Source organism: Microbacterium sp. 18062 (assembly GCF_902706225.1).
Classification (GTDB): domain Bacteria; phylum Actinomycetota; class Actinomycetes; order Actinomycetales; family Microbacteriaceae; genus Microbacterium.
This window is the reverse complement of record NZ_CACSKB010000022.1, coordinates 1-17,719: the sequence shown is the minus strand read 5'-3', so window position 1 is coordinate 17,719 and position 17,719 is coordinate 1. Positions and strand designations below refer to the sequence as shown.

22 protein-coding genes are annotated in these 17,719 nt (G+C 70.3%); 15 read left to right on the top strand and 7 right to left on the bottom strand.

What is annotated here, in order from left to right; all coding sequences use genetic code 11:
- Positions 1-46: 46 nt before the first annotated feature.
- Both GVL03_RS09925 and GVL03_RS09920 read right to left on the bottom strand, forming a co-directional pair.
- The gene (locus GVL03_RS09925; protein ID WP_159500834.1) at positions 47-466 is read right to left on the bottom strand and encodes a hypothetical protein; all 420 of its coding nucleotides are present in this window, start codon (positions 464-466) and stop codon (positions 47-49) included.
- An 86-nt stretch (positions 467-552) separates the two neighbouring features.
- On the bottom strand, positions 553-1,494 hold the full coding sequence (locus GVL03_RS09920; protein WP_159500833.1) for a heme A synthase: 942 nt from the start codon (positions 1,492-1,494) through the stop codon (positions 553-555).
- A gap of 253 nt (positions 1,495-1,747) precedes the next feature.
- Here GVL03_RS09920 and sufB point away from each other — a divergent pair, with 253 nt between their 5' ends.
- The 10 genes from sufB (at position 1,748) to GVL03_RS09870 (ending at position 10,803) form a co-directional block, all read left to right on the top strand.
- The gene (sufB, locus tag GVL03_RS09915) at positions 1,748-3,166 is read left to right on the top strand and encodes a Fe-S cluster assembly protein SufB (protein ID WP_159500832.1); all 1,419 of its coding nucleotides are present in this window, start codon (positions 1,748-1,750) and stop codon (positions 3,164-3,166) included.
- Between the two features lie 34 nt (positions 3,167-3,200).
- A complete protein-coding gene (sufD, locus tag GVL03_RS09910; protein WP_159500831.1) occupies positions 3,201-4,385 on the top strand; it encodes a Fe-S cluster assembly protein SufD in 1,185 nt (394 codons plus the stop codon).
- Positions 4,382-4,711 carry a non-heme iron oxygenase ferredoxin subunit gene (locus tag GVL03_RS09905; protein WP_159500830.1) on the top strand — a complete coding sequence of 110 codons (330 nt, stop codon included), beginning with the start codon at positions 4,382-4,384 and terminating at the stop codon, positions 4,709-4,711. Before sufD ends, GVL03_RS09905 begins: the two co-directional genes overlap by 4 nt.
- A 14-nt stretch (positions 4,712-4,725) precedes the next feature.
- Complete coding sequence (gene sufC, locus GVL03_RS09900; protein ID WP_159500829.1) at positions 4,726-5,496, top strand: Fe-S cluster assembly ATPase SufC; 771 nt, start codon at positions 4,726-4,728, stop codon at positions 5,494-5,496.
- Positions 5,497-5,505: 9 nt separating this feature from the next.
- Entirely contained in the window at positions 5,506-5,835 is a 330-nt protein-coding gene (locus tag GVL03_RS09895; RefSeq protein WP_159500828.1) for a metal-sulfur cluster assembly factor, read from the top strand.
- Between the two features lie 88 nt (positions 5,836-5,923).
- Positions 5,924-6,856 (top strand): siderophore-interacting protein, encoded by a 933-nt coding sequence (locus tag GVL03_RS09890; RefSeq protein ID WP_159500827.1) that lies wholly within the window; start codon positions 5,924-5,926, stop codon positions 6,854-6,856.
- The gene (locus tag GVL03_RS09885) at positions 6,853-7,881 is read left to right on the top strand and encodes an iron ABC transporter permease (RefSeq protein ID WP_200847133.1); all 1,029 of its coding nucleotides are present in this window, start codon (positions 6,853-6,855) and stop codon (positions 7,879-7,881) included. The genes GVL03_RS09890 and GVL03_RS09885 overlap by 4 nt, the downstream gene beginning before the upstream one ends.
- Positions 7,878-8,930, top strand: coding sequence for an iron chelate uptake ABC transporter family permease subunit (locus tag GVL03_RS09880; RefSeq protein WP_235038107.1), 1,053 nt, complete (start codon positions 7,878-7,880; stop codon positions 8,928-8,930). The genes GVL03_RS09885 and GVL03_RS09880 overlap by 4 nt, the downstream gene beginning before the upstream one ends.
- Positions 8,927-9,775 carry an ABC transporter ATP-binding protein gene (locus GVL03_RS09875; protein ID WP_159500826.1) on the top strand — a complete coding sequence of 283 codons (849 nt, stop codon included), beginning with the start codon at positions 8,927-8,929 and terminating at the stop codon, positions 9,773-9,775. Before GVL03_RS09880 ends, GVL03_RS09875 begins: the two co-directional genes overlap by 4 nt.
- The gene (locus tag GVL03_RS09870; protein WP_159500825.1) at positions 9,772-10,803 is read left to right on the top strand and encodes an ABC transporter substrate-binding protein; all 1,032 of its coding nucleotides are present in this window, start codon (positions 9,772-9,774) and stop codon (positions 10,801-10,803) included. The genes GVL03_RS09875 and GVL03_RS09870 overlap by 4 nt, the downstream gene beginning before the upstream one ends.
- 50 nt (positions 10,804-10,853) lie before the next feature.
- On the opposite strand, the gene GVL03_RS09865 is transcribed toward GVL03_RS09870, so the two are convergent.
- Positions 10,854-11,504, bottom strand: coding sequence for a TetR family transcriptional regulator (locus tag GVL03_RS09865; protein WP_235038106.1), 651 nt, complete (start codon positions 11,502-11,504; stop codon positions 10,854-10,856).
- Positions 11,505-11,584: 80 nt separating this feature from the next.
- Between GVL03_RS09865 and GVL03_RS09860 the strand changes: the two genes are divergently transcribed.
- The 5 genes from GVL03_RS09860 to GVL03_RS09840 all read left to right on the top strand — a co-directional run bounded on the left by GVL03_RS09860 (position 11,585) and on the right by GVL03_RS09840 (position 15,598).
- Complete coding sequence (locus GVL03_RS09860; RefSeq protein WP_159500823.1) at positions 11,585-12,211, top strand: biotin transporter BioY; 627 nt, start codon at positions 11,585-11,587, stop codon at positions 12,209-12,211.
- A complete protein-coding gene (locus GVL03_RS09855) occupies positions 12,195-12,935 on the top strand; it encodes an energy-coupling factor ABC transporter ATP-binding protein (RefSeq protein ID WP_306770328.1) in 741 nt (246 codons plus the stop codon). Before GVL03_RS09860 ends, GVL03_RS09855 begins: the two co-directional genes overlap by 17 nt.
- The gene (locus tag GVL03_RS09850; RefSeq protein ID WP_159500822.1) at positions 12,932-13,525 is read left to right on the top strand and encodes an energy-coupling factor transporter transmembrane protein EcfT; all 594 of its coding nucleotides are present in this window, start codon (positions 12,932-12,934) and stop codon (positions 13,523-13,525) included. The genes GVL03_RS09855 and GVL03_RS09850 overlap by 4 nt, the downstream gene beginning before the upstream one ends.
- 1 nt (position 13,526) lies before the next feature.
- Entirely contained in the window at positions 13,527-13,883 is a 357-nt protein-coding gene (locus GVL03_RS09845; protein WP_159500821.1) for a CHY zinc finger protein, read from the top strand.
- Between the two features lie 116 nt (positions 13,884-13,999).
- Positions 14,000-15,598 (top strand): ABC-F family ATP-binding cassette domain-containing protein, encoded by a 1,599-nt coding sequence (locus tag GVL03_RS09840; RefSeq protein ID WP_159500820.1) that lies wholly within the window; start codon positions 14,000-14,002, stop codon positions 15,596-15,598.
- A gap of 89 nt (positions 15,599-15,687) precedes the next feature.
- Here the strand turns inward: GVL03_RS09840 and GVL03_RS09835 are convergent, their stop codons facing one another.
- From GVL03_RS09835 to GVL03_RS09820, 4 genes are all read right to left on the bottom strand, one after another.
- Complete coding sequence (locus GVL03_RS09835; RefSeq protein ID WP_159500819.1) at positions 15,688-16,593, bottom strand: SURF1 family protein; 906 nt, start codon at positions 16,591-16,593, stop codon at positions 15,688-15,690.
- Entirely contained in the window at positions 16,590-16,796 is a 207-nt protein-coding gene (locus tag GVL03_RS09830; RefSeq protein WP_159500818.1) for a hypothetical protein, read from the bottom strand. The genes GVL03_RS09835 and GVL03_RS09830 overlap by 4 nt, the downstream gene beginning before the upstream one ends.
- Positions 16,793-17,158, bottom strand: a complete 366-nt coding sequence (locus GVL03_RS09825; protein ID WP_159500817.1) for a DUF3099 domain-containing protein — start codon at positions 17,156-17,158, stop codon at positions 16,793-16,795. Before GVL03_RS09825 ends, GVL03_RS09830 begins: the two co-directional genes overlap by 4 nt.
- A 170-nt stretch (positions 17,159-17,328) precedes the next feature.
- The coding region (locus GVL03_RS09820; protein ID WP_200847132.1) for a DUF4190 domain-containing protein at positions 17,329-17,719 on the bottom strand (391 nt) is incomplete at its 5' end.

Here is a 17,719-nt window from a genome sequence, read left to right as displayed (position 1 = left end):
GGAGTCTCGGTTCGGACGTGGTTTCTCGCGTGATGGACGCGACGAGTCAGCGCGTCGCGGGAGCGGGCTCGACCTCTGCCTCGGGCAGGTCCGCCGGCTCGGAGGTCGCGGTCGCGGTCTCGGCGGCCGCCGGCTCGTCGGCCAGGGCCTCGATGTCCGGCTCCTCCTCCTGCCAGGAGATCGCCTCGACCACCTCGACGGGGCGGGAGACCAGCGAGCGGGCGGCGGCCAGAGCGAGGGCGGCGACGAGCCCGACGAGCCCCGCCGCGACGAAGGCGGCGCCGAAGACGATCCACGACTGTCCGCCGTAGACCTGGGCGGTCGTCGCGGTCCCGTCGTCCAGCCCGGCCGTCATGGTTCCCAGCGTGTCGACCGTCAGCCAGACGCCGAAGCCGACGCTCGCGGCCGATCCGACGACCAGGCCCCAGTACGGGATGCTGCGGGTCAGGCGGGGACGTGTGTTCATGTGCGGTCACTCCTCGGGTGCACGACAACGGTTGCCGCGACATCCGACACCCTGCCCGTCCGGTCGGAGCGGAACCGATGTGCGGCCTATGCGTCCGCTGTGGATGTGCGCTTGAGTCGCAGGACGACGACCGTCATGGTCGCGGCGGTGAGCGCGGCGAGCACCATGTGCACGCCGACCGCGAGCTCCGGCAGGCCGTTGCGCGCCTGGTAGAGACCGACGAGGATCTGCACGATCTCGACGCCGAGGAGCGCGGTGATCCACGCGCGCACCGGCAGGCGGCGCGCCCACGCGACGGTCGTCAGCATCAGGGTGAGGGCGAGCAGAGCGTACCCGGGCCACGCGTGCAGGTGCTCGAGGACCTCCGCATCGAACCCGTTGCGTCCGGCGTCCGCGTCGCCCGAGTGCGGGCCGGCGCCCGTCGTCAGCACGCCGACCACGATCGTCAGCGCGAGCACGAGGGTCGTCGTGTGCGTCGTGGCCGCGTACCAGCGCGGCGCGGCGAGCACGCGCGGGCCGGGCGTCGCGTCCATCCGCACGAGGAACGCCGCGCAGACGCAGACGAGCGTGAGCGAGGCCACGTAGTGGAAGCCCACGATGAAGGGGTTGAGCCCGGTCAGCACGGTGATCCCGCCGACGACGGCCTGCGCGGCCACGCCCAGCAGCACGACCAGGGCGAACGCGAACAGGTCGCGGCGTTCGCGCCGCATCCGCCAGACGAGGACGACCACGATCACCGCGAGGATGCCGACGAGACCGGTCAGCGTGCGGTTGCCGAACTCGATGACGCCGTGGATGCCCATCTCGGGAGTGTTGACGAGCGAGTCCGCGGTGCAGGTGGGCCAGGTCGGGCAGCCCAGCCCGGAGCCGGTGAGCCGCACTGCTCCGCCGGTGGCGATGATCAGCACCTCCGCGACGAACGAGAGCCACGCGAAGATGCGGACACGGCGGTCGACGCGATCGGGGAGCCACGCGGCGAAGCGCGCGGCGACGCCGGGGGTGCTGGTGGTCTGGGTCTCGGCAGCCATGCTGCGCGCCTCCTGGGAATGGCCGCGATCCGGGGCGCGACGCGGCTCACGCCGCCCGGCGGGGAGGCGGAACCTGTAGAATCGGAAGGGTCCGGGATGCGGCGCCTGCGCGTTCCGCATCACTGACAGTTTAGGTGCATGCCTGCGCCTTTGATCGGGCCGGAAACGGCAATCCCCCTCGCGAACTCCGACGAGGGATACGGAATGCCGGCACGGATGACACCGTTGGGCCCAACGAGGAGAGTGACACACCATGTCGGATGTGCTGATCGATCGACCAGAGCTCGAAGGGCTCGGCGTCTACGAGTTCGGGTGGCACGACCCGGACGCCGCCGGGGCGAGCGCGAGACGCGGACTCACGGAGGCCGTGGTGCGCGACATCTCGGCGCTCAAGGCCGAACCCGAATGGATGCTGAAGACGCGCCTGAAGGGCTACCAGCTCTTCGGCCGCAAGCCGATGCCGACGTGGGGCGCGGACCTCAGCGACATCGACTTCGAGAACATCAAGTACTTCGTGCGCTCGACCGAGAAGCAGGCGCAGTCCTGGGAGGACCTCCCGGAGGACATCCGCAACACGTACGAGAAGCTCGGCATCCCCGAGGCGGAGCGCTCCCGTCTGGTCTCCGGCGTGGCCGCCCAGTACGAGTCGGAGGTCGTCTACCACCAGATCCAGGAGGACCTGGAGGCCCAGGGCGTCATCTTCATGGACACCGACACGGCGCTGCGCGAGCATCCAGAGTTCTTCCAGGAGTACTTCGGCACCGTCATCCCGGCGGGCGACAACAAATTCGCCGCGCTGAACACCGCCGTGTGGTCGGGCGGCTCGTTCGTCTACGTCCCGAAGGGCGTGCACGTCGAGATCCCGCTCCAGGCGTACTTCCGGATCAACACCGAGAACATGGGACAGTTCGAGCGGACGCTGATCATCGCGGACGAGGGCTCCTACGTCCACTACATCGAGGGCTGTACCGCGCCGATCTACAAGAGCGATTCGCTGCACTCGGCCGTCGTGGAGATCATCGTGAAGAAGAACGCGCGGGTGCGCTACACGACGATCCAGAACTGGTCGAACAACGTCTACAACCTCGTGACCAAGCGTGCGGTCGCGCACGAGGGCGCCACGATGGAATGGGTCGACGGCAACATCGGCTCGAAGGTGACGATGAAGTACCCGTCGATCTACCTGGTGGGCGAGCACGCCAAGGGCGAGACCCTGTCGGTAGCCTTCGCGGGGCCCGGACAGCACCAGGACGCCGGCGCGAAGATGATCCACATGGCGCCGTACACGCAGTCCTCGATCGTCTCGAAGTCGATCGCGCGCGGTGGCGGACGGGCGGGCTACCGCGGCGAGGTGCGCGTCGACGCGAACGCGCACCACTCGGCCAACACGGTGCGCTGCGACGCGCTGCTGGTCGACACGATCTCGCGCTCCGACACGTACCCCGCGATCGACATCCGCGTCGACGACGTGCAGCTCGGTCACGAGGCGACGGTGTCGAAGGTCAGCGAGGAGCAGCTGTTCTACCTGATGAGCCGCGGCATGGCCGAGGACGAGGCGATGGCGATGATCGTGCGCGGCTTCATCGAGCCGATCGCTCGTGAGCTGCCCATGGAATACGCGCTCGAACTCAACAAGCTCATCGAGATGGGCATGGAAGGCAGTGTCGGATGAACCGTCATCTCTCGGCGAACGGACCTGTCGCCTGATGAGCTCACTCGCCCAGGCCCCCGCGGACCCGACCGCGGAGGGCCACATCGACCCTGCCGCGGCGTTCGTCCCCGTGCAGACCCGATCGGAGCGCTTCCGGTCGACCGACCCCACCGCATTCGGTGTGCCGACCGGCCGCGAGGTCAACTGGAAGTACACACCGCTCGAGCGCGTGCGTACGCTCTTCGAAGACGTCGCCGGCGACGAGGGCGCGGTCAGCATCGCCGTCAGCGGCCCGCTCGCCGCCTCAGGGCTCCGCGCGGGCGAGGCGCCCCGAGGCGAGGTCTTCGTGCCCGAGGACCTGCCCGCCGCGATCGCCTGGTCGCGTAGCGTGGAGGCCCTCTATCTGTCGGTTCCCGCGGGCGTCGAGCTCGACGATCCGTCGTTCGTGGACGTGCGCGGCTCCGGAGGGCGCGCGCACTCCCACCTGGTGATCGAGGCGCAGCCGAACTCGCGCGCCACGGTGATCCTGCGTCACGCGGGCTCCGCCTCGCTTGCGCAGGACGTGGAGATCGTCGTCCGCGACGGCGCGTCGCTGACCGTCGTCACCCTGCAGGAATGGGACGACGACGCCGTCCACCTCGCCGCGCACCAGGCGCGGGTGGCTCGCGATGCGAGCCTCCGCCACGTCGTCATCAGCTTCGGCGGCGGCGTCGTGCGGGTGAACCCGAGCGTGGAGCTCGACGGGGCGGGCTCCCACGGGGAGCTCTACGGCCTTTCCTTCGCGGATGCCGGCCAGCACCTCGAGAGCCAGGTGTACCTCTTCCACAAGGGGCCGCAGACCAGCGGTGACGTGCTCTACAAGGGCGCGTTGCAGGGCGACACGGCGCACTCGGTCTGGGTCGGGGACGTGCTGATCGGCAGGGACGCGACCGGCACCGACTCCTACGAGGCGAACCGCAACCTCGTGCTCACCGACGGCGCGCGCGCCGACTCCATCCCGAACCTCGAGATCGAGACGGGAGACATCCGCGGCGCCGGTCACGCCAGCGCAACGGGACGCTTCGACGACGAGCAGCTGTTCTATCTGCAGGCTCGGGGCATCGCCGAGGACGAGGCGAGGCGCCTGGTCGTGCTCGGCTTCCTGATGGAGATCGTCCAGAAGATCGGCATCCCCGACCTCGAGGAGCCTCTGATGGCCCGCATCGAGGCGGAGCTCGCGCAGCAGGGCGACGCCCGATGACGGCGACCCGAGTGTGTGCGCTCAGCGAGCTCGAGCAGGACACGGCGCGACGCGTCGAGATCGACGGTGTCGCGATCGCGGTCGTGCTCGACGGCGACGGCGAGGTGCATGCGATCGGCGACGTCTGCACGCACGGCGACATCTCGCTGTCCGACGGGTTCGTCGAGGGCGACACGCTCGAGTGCTGGGCGCACGGATCGGCGTTCTCGCTGCGCACCGGCCACCCGCTGAACCTGCCGGCCTACGAGCCGGTGCCCGTATTCGAGGTCACGATCGACGGGGACGACATCCTCATCGACCCCGCCGTGACCAAAGTCGTCAACTGAAGAAGGAAGTCCGCATGTCTGTTCTCGAGATCCGCGACCTGCACGTGACGGTCGAGACGGATGAGGGAACCACCCCCATCCTCAACGGCGTCACCCTCACCATCCGCACCGGTGAGACGCACGCCATCATGGGCCCGAACGGGTCGGGCAAGTCGACCCTGGCCTACACGATCGCCGGGCATCCCAAGTACACGGTGACGGGGGGTTCCATCACGCTCGACGGCGAGGACGTCCTGGAGATGACGGTCGACGAGCGCGCTCGGGCGGGCTTGTTCCTGGCCATGCAGTACCCGGTGGAGATCCCCGGTGTCACTGTCACCAACTTCCTGCGCACCGCCAAGACGGCGATCGACGGCGAGGCACCCTCGATCCGCACGTGGACCAAGGACGTCACGTCCGCGATGAAGAACCTCCGCATGGACGGCAAGTTCGCCCAGCGCAACGTCAACGAGGGCTTCTCCGGGGGCGAGAAGAAGCGGCACGAGATCCTGCAGCTGGAGCTCCTCCGCCCGCGCATCGCGGTGCTCGACGAGACCGACTCCGGGCTCGACGTCGACGCACTGAAGATCGTCTCCGAGGGCGTGAACCGCGCCAAGGAGGCGACCGATCTCGGCGTGCTCCTCATCACGCACTACACGCGCATCCTCAACTACATCAAGCCCGACTTCGTGCACGTGCTCGTCCGGGGTCGCGTCGCGGAGGAGGGTGGCCCCGAGCTCGCGGATCGCCTCGAACGCGAAGGCTACGATCGCTTCCTCGAGCCCGTCGCCGACGCCGACGCGTAGACTCCCGTCATGACCGCGACGCTCACGAACGAGAAGTACGACGAGGTCACCGAGGCCCTGAAGGACGTCATGGACCCGGAACTCGGGATCAACGTCGTCGACCTCGGTCTCATCTACGACCTCGCCTGGGACGACGAGAACGATGCTCTCGTGATCCACATGACCCTGACCTCGGCCGGCTGCCCGCTCACCGACGTGCTTGAGGAGCAGACGGCGCAGGCGCTCGACACCGTCGTCGAGCGGTTTCGGATCAACTGGGTCTGGATGCCGCCGTGGGGTCCCGAGCGGATCACCGACGACGGGCGCGACATGATGCGCGCCCTCGGCTTCGCGATGTGAGCTGCGGGCGCTCCGGGGTGAGCGGTGCGTCCACGACGCGCCCGACTCCCGCTTTGCCTCCGGGACATGGTAAGGCTACCCTTATGCAGTGACATCCCCCCTTGCCACCCGTCCCTCCTACCGTCCGTACGTCGCGGCGGTGCGGCGCGTCGAGCGATTGAGCCCGCATTTCGCGCGCATCACCTTCACCTGCCCCGATTTCGCCTTCCTCGGAACGGCCGGGCTCGATCAGCGTCTGAAGGTGATCTTCCCCGGTGCCGACGGGACCGTCTGCGATGTGGGACAGACCGACCCGGAAGCGATCGCCGAGGCGAACTGGTACACGCGGTGGCGGGAGCTGCCCGTCGACGCGCGGACGCCGTTTCGCACCTACACCGTGCGCCGGGCGGCCCCCGAGCTGCTCGAGCTCGACATCGACTTCGTCCTGCACCACGAGCCGGGGCCCGCCGGAGCGTGGGCCGCGGCGGCCGCCGAGGGCGAAGAGGTGGTCATCGTGGGCCCGGATCAGCGCAGCGCGGACTCCCGTGCCGGCATCGACTGGCACCCGGGCACCGCCCGGCGTCTTCTCCTCGCCGGCGACGAGACCGCCGCTCCCGCCATCTGCGCCATCGTCGAGTCGCTCGGGCCCGGGTTCACCGTCGACGCGTTCGTAGAGGTGCCCACGGGCACCGACGCGTTGCCCGTCCTCTCCGATGCGCGCGTGACATGGCTCGCACGCGACGACCGGTCGCACGGCGAGACGCTGATCGCCGCGGTGACGGACTGGGCCGCGGGCTCGGCCGATGTCCTGGCGCGTGCCGCGGCAGCCCGGCCGCAGCAACTGGACGAGATCGACGTCGACGTGGACCTTCTGTGGGACAGCCCCCTCGACACGGAGGGCGAGTTCTACGCGTGGATCGCGGGGGAGTCGCAGACCGTGAAGACGCTGCGCCGTCTGCTCGTCCAGGGCCACGGAGTGGACCGCAAGCGGGTCGCGTTCATGGGCTATTGGCGCGCGGGCCAGTCCGAGCGCACGGAGTGAGCGCTGTCGTCCGCCGCGGGGTTCGCCGTCGTGCCGTCTTCCCGTTGGCCGTGGGGGGAGCGATCCTCCTCCTGCTGCTCGCCGTCGCGCTGAGCCTGACCGTCGGCGCGCGCGCCGTCGATCCCTCCGTGGTGCTGGACGCGCTCCTGCGTCCGGATCCGACCGACAACGATCACGTGGTCGTGCTGACCCAGCGCGTGCCCCGCACGATCATCGGCCTGGTGGCGGGGGCGGCATTGGCGCTGGCGGGCACGGTCATGCAGGGACTGACCCGCAACCCGTTCGCCGACCCGGGCCTGCTGGGCGTGAACGCGGGCGCAGCTCTCGGCGTCATGCTCGCGGTGTCCGTGCTGGGGCTGACGCAGAGCTCCTCGTTCGTCTGGTTCGCGTTCGTCGGGGCCGCCCTTGCGGCCGTGCTGGTGGCCCTCATCGGCTCGGCCGGTGCCGACGGCGCCAATCCGGCGAAGCTCGCGCTCACGGGCGCAGCGGTCACCGCGGGACTCACGGCGGTGACCTGGTTCGTGCTCGTCACCGACGACGCCGCGCTGGACGCCTACCGCTACTGGTCCGTCGGCTCGCTCACCGGGCGAGACCTGGACACCGTGTGGATGGTGATCGCGCCCATCGCGGTCGGCGGGGTGCTGGCCCTGGCCGGAGGCCGCGGCCTCGACCTGATCGCGCTCGGCGAGGACACCGCCCGGGGTCTCGGGCACAACGTCGAACGCACCCGGATCGTCGGCATCGTCGCCGCGGTCCTGCTGTGCGGCGGGGCCACGGCGATCGCCGGACCGATCGTCTTCCTCGGGCTGATGATCCCGCATGCACTGCGCGCTCTGATCGGCGACGCGTACCCGCGACTGCTGACGGTCGGCGTCTTCGTCGGCGCCGCCGTGCTGCTGGTCGCCGACGTGGTCGGGCGTCTCATCGCGCCTCCCGGCGAGGTGCAGGCGGGTGTCGTGGTGGCGATGATCGGGGCGCCCGTGCTCGTGGCGCTCGTGCTCCGACAGCGGCAGGTGACGCTGTGACGGGCGTCCAGGGCACGGCGACCGTCGCCCCGATCGCATCCGGGGTCGAGCGGGTGCGCGCGCGATCCCGCCGCCGCCGCGCGATCGTCGTGTCGAGCGTGCTGGTGGTGCTCGTGGCGCTCGTGCTGCTCGGGCTCGCCCTGGGCGAGTATCCCCTGTCGCCCTCCGATATCGTCCGTACGCTCACCGGGGGCGGCAGCACGCGCGAGGACTACGTGATCTACCAGGTGCGACTGCCGCGCGTGGTGATGACGGTGCTGGTCGGCGCCGCCCTCGCGGTGGCGGGCGCCCTGTTGCAATCGATCCTGCGAAACCCGCTCGCCAGCCCCGATCTGCTGGGGATCAGCGGGGGCGCCAGCTTCGTCGCCGTCGTGCTCATCCTCGTGCTCGGGGTGACCGGGCCGCTGCTGGCCGTCGGTGCCTTCGTGGGCGGCATGCTGGTGGCAGCGCTCCTGCTGACGGCGGGGGCGCGCAGCGGAGGCCGCTACCGGCTGATCCTGGCGGGCATCGGCGTCGCCTTCCTGACGACCTCGCTCACGTCGTTCGTCATGGTGCGCACCGACCTGAACAAGGCGCAGTCCGCGCTGGTGTGGCTGACCGGCAGCTTCTCCGCGACACCCTGGTGGCAGGTCGCGACGGTGGCTGCGGTCGCCGTGCTGCTGCTGCCGGCCCTGCTGGGTGTGGTCCGTCAGCTGCCGATCACGCAGCTGGGCTCGCCCACGGCGACGGGCCTCGGCGTCGAGGGGTCCCGTGTGCGCTGGGCGGCCGTGCTCGTGGCGGTGCTGCTGACCGCGACGACCTGCGCGTTCGTCGGCCCGATCTCGTTCGTCGCCCTCTGCGCCCCCGCCATCGCCCGCTCGTTGCAGGGTCGTGGCTCCGCGGCGGTCGGCACGAGCGCGGCGGTCGGCGCGGCGCTGATGATCGCGGCCGACCTGACCGCACAGTTCGCCTTCCCCGTGCGGGTTCCCGCCGGCATCGTCACGGGCGGCATCGGCGCCGTCTTCCTCCTCTGGCTGCTCGCGACCTCGAAAGGACGGGATCGACTGTGACCGTCACCACTCCGCGCCTGACCGTCCACGGCCTCGCCGCCGGGTATCCCGGCCGTCGCGTCATCGAGTCGCTCGATCTCGAGATCGCGCCGGAACGCATCACGATCGTCATCGGCGCGAACGCCTGCGGAAAGTCGACGCTGCTGGGCACCCTCGCTCGTCTGCACAAGCCGCTCGGCGGCCGTGTCGAGCTCGACGGCGTCGACATCCACTCCGTGCCCCGCCGGCGGTTCGCGCGCACCGTCGGCCTCCTGCCGCAGCATCCGCTCGCCCCGGAGGGGACGCCGGTCGCGGAGCTCGTCGCCCGCGGGCGGCACCCCCACCGGGGGGTGTTCCAGCGCTGGAGCGCCGAGGACAGCGCGCGGGTCGATGACGCCATGGCCCGCGCCGACGTCGCCTCGCTGGCGGAACGCCCGATGGGCGATCTGTCCGGTGGTCAGCGGCAGCGGGTCTGGATCGCGATGGCGCTCGCCCAGGATCCCCGCATCCTGCTGCTCGACGAGCCGACGACCTTCCTGGATCTCAGCCATCAGATCGAGGTGCTCGATCTGCTCCGCGACCTCAACCGTCGCTCGGGCACGACGGTCGTGGCGGTGCTCCACGATCTCAACCTGGCAGCCCGCTACGCCGACGACCTCATCGTGATGAGCGAGGGTCGGGTGGTCGCCCATGGCCTGCCCACCGATGTGCTCACGAGCCGGATCGTGGCCGAGGCGTTCGGGCTGGAAGCGCTGGTCATCCCGGATCCGCTCACCGCCACGCCCCTCGTCGTCCCCGTCCCTCGCGCCGTCGGCGCGGAGGCCGGGGTCGAATCACTCGTCCATCGAGAAAGGAAGATCACATGATCCGAAAGAACAGGCCCGTCCCCGCAGTCGTCGGCGCACTCGCTCTCGCGGGCTTGCTCGCCGGCTGCGCCGGCGGTGCAGACAGCACGGGAGAGGCCACCGGCGGCTCCGGTTCCGGTGCGTTCCCCGTCACCATCACCAGTGCGCTGGGGGACGCGGTCATCGAGTCGGAACCGACCCGTGTCGCCACCTGGGGCTGGGGCGCGACCGACGCCGTGCTCGCGCTCGGCATCGTGCCCATCGCGATCGGCTCCGACGATTACTCCGGCGGCGACGACCTCGTGAACCCGTGGAACGCGGACAAGATCGAGGAGCTCGGCGGCGAGGCCCCCACCATCCTCGACCAGTCGACGTACGAGCTGTCCGTCGAGGAGCTGCTGGAGACCGAGCCGGACGTGCTGCTGGCCCCGTACTCCGGGCTCACGCAGGAGGAGTTCGACACGGTGACCGCGGCAGGCGTGCCGGTGGTCGCCTATCCGCGCGTCGCCTGGGACACCACCTGGGAGGAGACGATCGCGCTCGTCGGCGAGGCACTGGGCCAGACCGAGGAGGCGGCGGATCTCGTCACGGGCATGAAGGCGGAGATCGCCGAGGCCGCCGAGGCGCACCCGGAGTTCGCGGGAACCTCGATCGCGTTCCTCGGACCCTCGACCGACGGCAGCTACTACGCGTACACGGCGGCCGACCCGCGGGTGCAGATCCTCGAGGGCCTCGGCTTCGTGACCCCCGACTCGATCACCGCGCTGGATCCGGGCGACGGGTCGTTCTACGTCACCCTGAGCGCCGAGAACCTCGACGCGATCGACGCCGACGTGATCCTCACGCAGGCCGAGTCGCAGGACGTCGTGGACAGCTTCGTGTCCTCGGATACCGGGCAGCTGATCCCGGCCGTCAAGGCGGGAGCCGTGGCATCGATCGTCGGCGCTGAGGAGACGTCTGCGCTCACGCCGACGCCGCTGGCGCTGCCGTGGATCCTGCCGACCCTCGTCGCTCAGCTCGCCGACGCGACCGCGGCCGCGCAGGGCTGACCCTGCCCTTTCGGACCGCGAGACTGCACGTGGGCGCCGAGGCTGTGGTGTTACCCCGCTGTCTCGGCGCTCCGTTGCAGTCTCGCGGGTGAGGCCGGACGGCTCCGCTGCAGTTCGGCGAGACCGCCGAGCAGAAGCTCGATCCCGACGTCGAACACCCGGTCGGGACCGGCGAGCTGCTCGTCGAGGCCGACACCGGGCGCCGCCGCCCCGACGCTGTCGGCCTGCATCCGCTGCTGCACGAGCGAGGTATGGCCGAGCACGAAGTGGAGCACGGCGGTCGCGGCGGTCGCGGCGACCGCGGGCTCGTGGCCACGGGCGAGCGCGTCGGCCAGAAGCCGACGCGCAGCGTCGGAGCCCAGTCCGAGCGCGTGCGTGCTGAGCACGACCTCCGCCCCGTCGCGGTAGGTCAGGAGGGCGTCGTGGATCCGGCTCGCCGCCTGGGACGCGGCGAGGCGCCAATCGCCCTCGGACGGCGGAGGAGTCAGCGCCGCGCCGACGATCCGGTCGGCGACGGCGGCGAGCAGCGACTGCTTGTTCTCGAAATGCCAGTAGAGGGCGCTGGGCTGCACCTCCAGCTCAGTGGCGAGCCGCCGCATGGTCAGATCGGCGAGCCCGTGCTCGTCGAGGATCGTCATCGCAGCGTCGACGACGCTGTCCCGGTCGTGTCGGGCGGGACGCGGGTTGCGTGCGGTCGTCACTCCGCCACTATACTGAACGCCGTTCACCTGAACGATGTTCATGTGCCGTGTTCCCCAGGCGGCGGCGAGGAGAGGCAGCCATGGTGGCCAGCGACCGTTTCGACACCCGTGACATCGCCCGCATCGCGGTGTTCGCGGCGATCATCGCCGCCCTAGGGCTGATCGGGCCGATCCCGGTGCCGGGGCTGGTGCCGATCACGGCCCAGACGCTCGGGGTGGTCCTCGCCGGAGCGGTGCTCGGGCCCAAGCGAGGAGCCGCGGCGGTGGGAGTGCTGCTGCTGCTCGTCTTCATCGGCCTTCCGCTGCTGTCGGGCGGGCATGGCGGCGCCGGCGTCTTCGCCGGGGCGACCGGCGGCTACCTCATCGGGTGGATCGCGGGCGCGTACGTCGTCGGGCTGATCGTCCACCGCGGTGCGCGCCGGATCGTGTGGTGGCGGGTCGCCGTGGGCGGGCTCGTCGGCGGGATCCTGGCGATCTACTTCTTCGGCATCCCGGTGCAGTCCGCCGTCACCGGGCTGTCGATCCCCGAGTCCCTGTTCACGAGCCTCGCCTTCCTGCCGGGGGACCTGATCAAGGTGGCGGTCGCCACCGTGCTGACCGTGACGCTGTGGCGCGCCTACCCGCCGGCGTTCGCGCTGGAGGACTCACCCGCTCCCGCCGTGGAGCCGCACCCCGATCGCGAGGCCGCGAGTGACCGGACGGACTGAGCGGGAGAGCGGTGCAGGACGCGGGGCGGGATCCGGACTCTCGACCTCGATCGAGATCGACGACGTCGAGGTCCAGCTGAACGGACGCCGCGTGCTCCACGACGTGTCGGTGCGGCTGGACCAACGTCGGATCGCCGTGATCGGCGCGAACGGCTCGGGGAAGTCGACGTTCGCGCGGCTGCTGAACGGCCTCGTGGCTCCCAGCCGTGGGCGCGTCGTCGTGCACGGGATCGACGTCGCCCGGGACCGCCGGGCGGTGCGCGATCGCGTGGGATTCGTCTTCACCCACCCGGACGCGCAGATCCTCATGCCCACCGTGGTGGAGGACGTCTCCCTGTCGCTGCGTGGACTCGGTCTCTCCCGTGCCGCGATCGCCGAACGAGTCTCGGCCGTGCTGGGCGAGTACGGCCTGTCGGGGCACGCCGATGCGCCGGCGTACAGCCTCTCCGGTGGGCAGAAGCAGTTGCTGGCGCTGGCGGCGGTGCTCGTGCGCGAGCCGCAGCTGGTCGTGGCCGACGAGCCGACGACCCTGCTCGACCTCGGCAACGCGCGGCGCATCTCGGATCTGCTGGTGGACAGGCTCGCCGCGCAGACGATCATCGTGACGCACGACCTCGACCTGGCACGTCGGTGCGAGATCGCCCTGCTGTTCGACGCGGGCCGACTCACCGCCGTCGACGAGCCGGGAGCGGTCGTAGAACGCTATCGGCGGCAGCAGGCGTGATCGCGCTCTACGTGCCGGGACGGAGCATCCTGCATCGGCTGCCCGCCGGGGTGAAGCTGGCCGCGATGGTCGTGCTGGTCCTCGCCGTCTCGCTCTACCCGCACGACGTGGTGAGCGCCGGCGCCGTGCTGCTGACGGTCGTGGCCGGGTACGCGGTGGCCGGGCTGTTCCCACGGGTACTGGTGGGTCAAGTGTGGATGGCGCGCTGGATCATCCTGTTCCTCGCGGTGAGTCAGGTGCTGTTCCTCACCCCCACGGAGGCGCTCGTGAACACGGTTCGCGTGCTCGCGATCGTCCTGTTGGCGGCGCTCATGACGCTGACCACGCGGTCGGCGGACCTGCTGGACGTGCTCGTGCGCGCGCTCGGGCCGTTTCGTCGCTTGGGCGTCGACCCGGAGCGGGTGGCGTTGACGGTCTCAATGACGATCAGCATGGTCCCGGTCGTCACCGATTTCGCGCGCCGGGTGCGCGAGGCGCAGCACGCCCGGGGGGCACGCCTCGGCTTGCGTTTCGTGGTGCCCCTGCTGGTGATGTCTCTCCGCCACGCGGACGAGGTCGCCGACGCGCTGTCCGCCCGGGGGATCGACTGAGATGACCGACGCACAGCAGCAGGCGGGGAGCGACATCGTCGTCGGCGCCGTGCGCGTGCACGGCCTGCTCGTGGACGAGCAGACCCGTTGCGTCCACTACCACGGAGACCGGGATGTGATCGCGATCCGGTTCATCTGCTGCCACCGCTACGTCCCCTGTTTCGCCTGCCACGAGGCCATCGCAGACCATGCGCCCCGGCGGTGGCCCGCTCACGAACGCGACGCGCATGCCGTGCTGTGCGGCGTGTGCGCACACGAGCTGACCGTTGCGGAGTACCTCGCGGTGGAGGCGTGCCCGCGCTGCGAGGCCGCGTTCAATCCGGGCTGCCGGCTGCATCACGACCTCTACTTCGACTGATCTCCCGCCGAGTCGCTGCGGGCAGCCCTGCCGCCGGGGGAGCGCGGCCCGGCCGTGCCCGTAGAATCGTTCTGGCCCCTCGGCCACCATCCACCCCGAAGGAACGGACGTCCCCTGTGCTCGCCGTGCACGATCTCGAGATCCGCGTGGGCGCCCGTGTGCTCATGTCCGGCGTCGACTTCCGCGTCAGCCGCGGCGACAAGATCGGGCTCGTCGGTCGCAACGGGGCGGGCAAGACCACGCTGACGAAGGTGCTGGCGGGGGACATACTGCCGGCCGGGGGATCGGTGGATCGCAGCGGCGAGCTCGGCTATCTGCCCCAGGACCCCCGCGCCGGGGATCCCGAGATGCTCGCGCGCACCCGCGTCCTCGATGCCCGCGGTCTCGGAACGCTGGCCCTCGGCATGCACGAGGCCTCGCACGCGATGGCGGATGAGGACGCCGCGGTCGCGGAGAAGGCGATGCGCCGGTACGGGGCGCTGACCGAACGGTTCGAAGCGCTCGGCGGTTACTCGGCAGAGGCGGAGGCGGCATCGATCGCGCACAACCTGTCGCTGCCCGACCGCATCCTGGATCAGCCGCTCAAGACGTTGTCGGGTGGTCAGCGTCGCCGCATCGAGCTCGCCCGCATCCTGTTCTCGGACGCCGACACCATGATCCTCGACGAACCGACCAACCACCTCGACGCCGACAGCGTGATCTGGCTGCGGGAGTTCTTGAAGAACTACAAGGGCGGCCTCATCGTCATCAGCCATGACGTCGAGCTCGTCGGCGAGACCGTGAACCGCGTGTTCTACCTCGATGCGACGCGTCAGGTCATCGACATCTACAACATGAACTGGAAGAACTACCAGCGGCAGCGGGTGGCGGACGAGGAGCGTCGTAAGAAGGAGCGGGCCAACGTCGAGAAGAAGGCGACGGCGCTGCAGATGCAGGCCGCGCGGTTCGGAGCGAAAGCGTCCAAGGCCGCCGCCGCGCACCAGATGGTCGCGCGCGCCGAGAAGATGCTGTCCGGACTCGACGACGTGCGACAGGAGGACCGGGTCGCGAAGCTCCGGTTCCCGAAGCCCGCACCGTGCGGCAAGACACCGCTCATGGCCCGCGGACTGTCGAAGTCCTACGGCTCCCTCGAGATCTTCACGGATGTGGACCTCGCGATCGACCGCGGGTCACGGGTGGTCGTGCTCGGGCTCAACGGTGCCGGGAAGACGACGCTGCTACGCATGCTCGCCGGCGTCGACAAGGCGGACACCGGCGTCATCGAGCCCGGACACGGGCTCAAGATCGGCTACTACGCCCAGGAGCACGAGAATCTGGATGTGAGCCGCTCGGTGCTCGAGAACATGATGTCGGCGGCGCCGGACATCAACGCCACGGAGGCGCGGAAGGTGCTGGGGTCGTTCCTGTTCACCGGCGACGACGTGCTGAAGCCGGCGGGCGTGCTCTCCGGCGGGGAGAAGACGCGTCTGTCGCTGGCGACGCTCGTCGTCTCGAGCGCCAACATGTTGCTCCTCGACGAGCCGACGAACAACCTCGACCCGGCGTCCCGCGAGGAGATCCTCGGCGCGCTCGCGCACTACGAGGGCGCCGTCGTGCTCGTCTCGCACGACGAGGGGGCTGTGGAGGCGCTCAACCCGGAACGGGTTCTGATCCTGCCCGACGGCGTCGAGGACATCTGGGGTCGCGACTACGCGGACCTGATCACTCTCGCCTGACCCGAAAGTCTCCCCGGTGCGGGGAGACTTCGCTTCCTTCGTCGGTCGTCAGCGACCCAGGCCGCTGACGCGCGGTCCCAACCGACCGTTCAGCGTTCGGCGTGATCGAGAAGGGCGTCCTCGTCGGCCATGTCGCGGTCGGGGCGGCGTTCGAACAGCGGGCGTCGGCGCACCGGTCCGGCCGGCGGGGCGGGGGACGGCGCGACGCCGGCGGACGGAGGCCCCTGCTCCGCGGAGCCTTCGTGCTCCTCGGCGTCCTCTCTGCGATAGCGCAGCTCCGTGCGGATGATGTATCCGATGAAGACGAAACCCATGATCGCGAACAGGATCCACTGGATCGCGTACGACAGGTGGGGACCGGGGTCCTCGGAGGGCGCGTCGAGCGGGAAGGGTGTCTCGGCGGCCGCGGGATCCTCCGACGCCAGCACCCCGTAGGCGTCGGTGATGGTCTCCGCCCCGGTCGTCTCCGCGATGAGCGGCAGATGGATGGTGGGGACCTGGCCCGCCGGCGCGCTCCGTCCCGACGTCGGCAGGGCCTCGCTGGGGCGCAGGCGCACCACGATCGTGACCTCGCCGTCGGGAGGAGCGGGGATGGCGGCGGTACCCTCGCCCGACTCCGCGGGAGGGATCCACCCCCGGTCGACGACGAGGATGCGGCCGTCGTCGGCGCGGAAGGGCACGAGCACCTCGAACGCGGAGGTGCCCCCGTGCGGTCTGTTGCGCACGACCAACTGGGCGTCGGTCAGGTACGCGCCCGTGACGACGACCGGGTGCCACTCGAGCGCGGGATCGAATCCGCCGGTCGGATCGACGACCTCGTCGAGCGCGATCGGAGCGGCGTCGAAGTTGCGCTCGACCAGCTCGAGCTGGGCGGTGCGGGCGTCGTTCCTCGAGAACTGCCACTGCGAGAGGAAGACGCAGGCGATCGCGAAGGCCACGGCGACGAGCACGTAGACGGTCCAGCGCACCGCGGGCGAGGCGGTCTTGAGGTTCATGCGGTGGGCTCCGCATCCGTCAGCTCTGCGACCTGGACCGGGAAGGCGCGGGACGCGAGGAAGCCGCGCAGGTAGTCGACGTGCGCGTCGCACGCGACCCAGGTCTTCCGACGGTCCACGCCGTGGATCCGGGGGTTGCGCCAATCGATCCGCCAGCGTGCGGCATCGTGGCATCCGGCTCGCGAACAGGTCGCGCTGCTCATGCGTCCGGTTCCCGCGGGGGCGTCTCGTCCACACGGATGACGAACGGACCGGGCGTGGCGTCGGCCACGGGCGCGCTCGGGGGCGGTGCGGGCCGCTCGATCATGCGCTCGGGGCTCACGGCGTCGGTCCCGCGGGTGTCCTGGCCGACGTTGGCGACGATCACCGCCACGTAGGGGAGGAAGACCGCACCCACTCCGAACAGCCACGTGTACCAGCCGTACGGGGTGACCAGAACCATGGCGACGAAGCATCCGATGCGGATACCCATCATGGTCATGTACTTGGCGAACCGCGCGCCGGCGTCGTCGCGCGGGGCGCGCGGCAGCGATGTGGCTGACTGCGGAGGAACGGACTTCTTCACGGTGCTCCCAGCCTACGCCGGAGCACCGTGAAGATCTGGCCGGCGGCCCCCGCTCGATGATCCCTCCGGATGACGCGGAGAATCCTCCCTTGGATCTTTCGCATCAGCTGCCTGGGTCGCTGACGACCGACGAAGGATGCCAAATCTCCCCCTCCGGGGAGACTCTCGCATCAGGACGAGTACTCGTAGTAGCCGGCGCCGTCGGCCAGGCTGAAGATCCAGACGAACCACACGACCAGCAGGACGCCTCCGATGATCGCGAGCGCGAGGCCAGCCCAGCCGACGATGGTGCCGGCGAGGGCCAAGCCGCGGCCGTTCTCGCCGCTCGTCTTGAGTTGCCGGAGGGAGATGTGCCCGGTGATGATGCCGGCGAGCGAGCCGATGAGCGGGAGGAACACGAAGGCGACCAGGGACGACACGAGCGAGACGATCGCCAGCGCGTTCGTCTTCGGCGGCGCCGGGTACGGCGTGTACGAGGGCGCGGCGTATGCCGGCGCCGAGCCGTAGGGCGGCTGCGTTCCATAGGCCGGGGGCGGGTACGCACCGGGTGCCGTCGGCGAC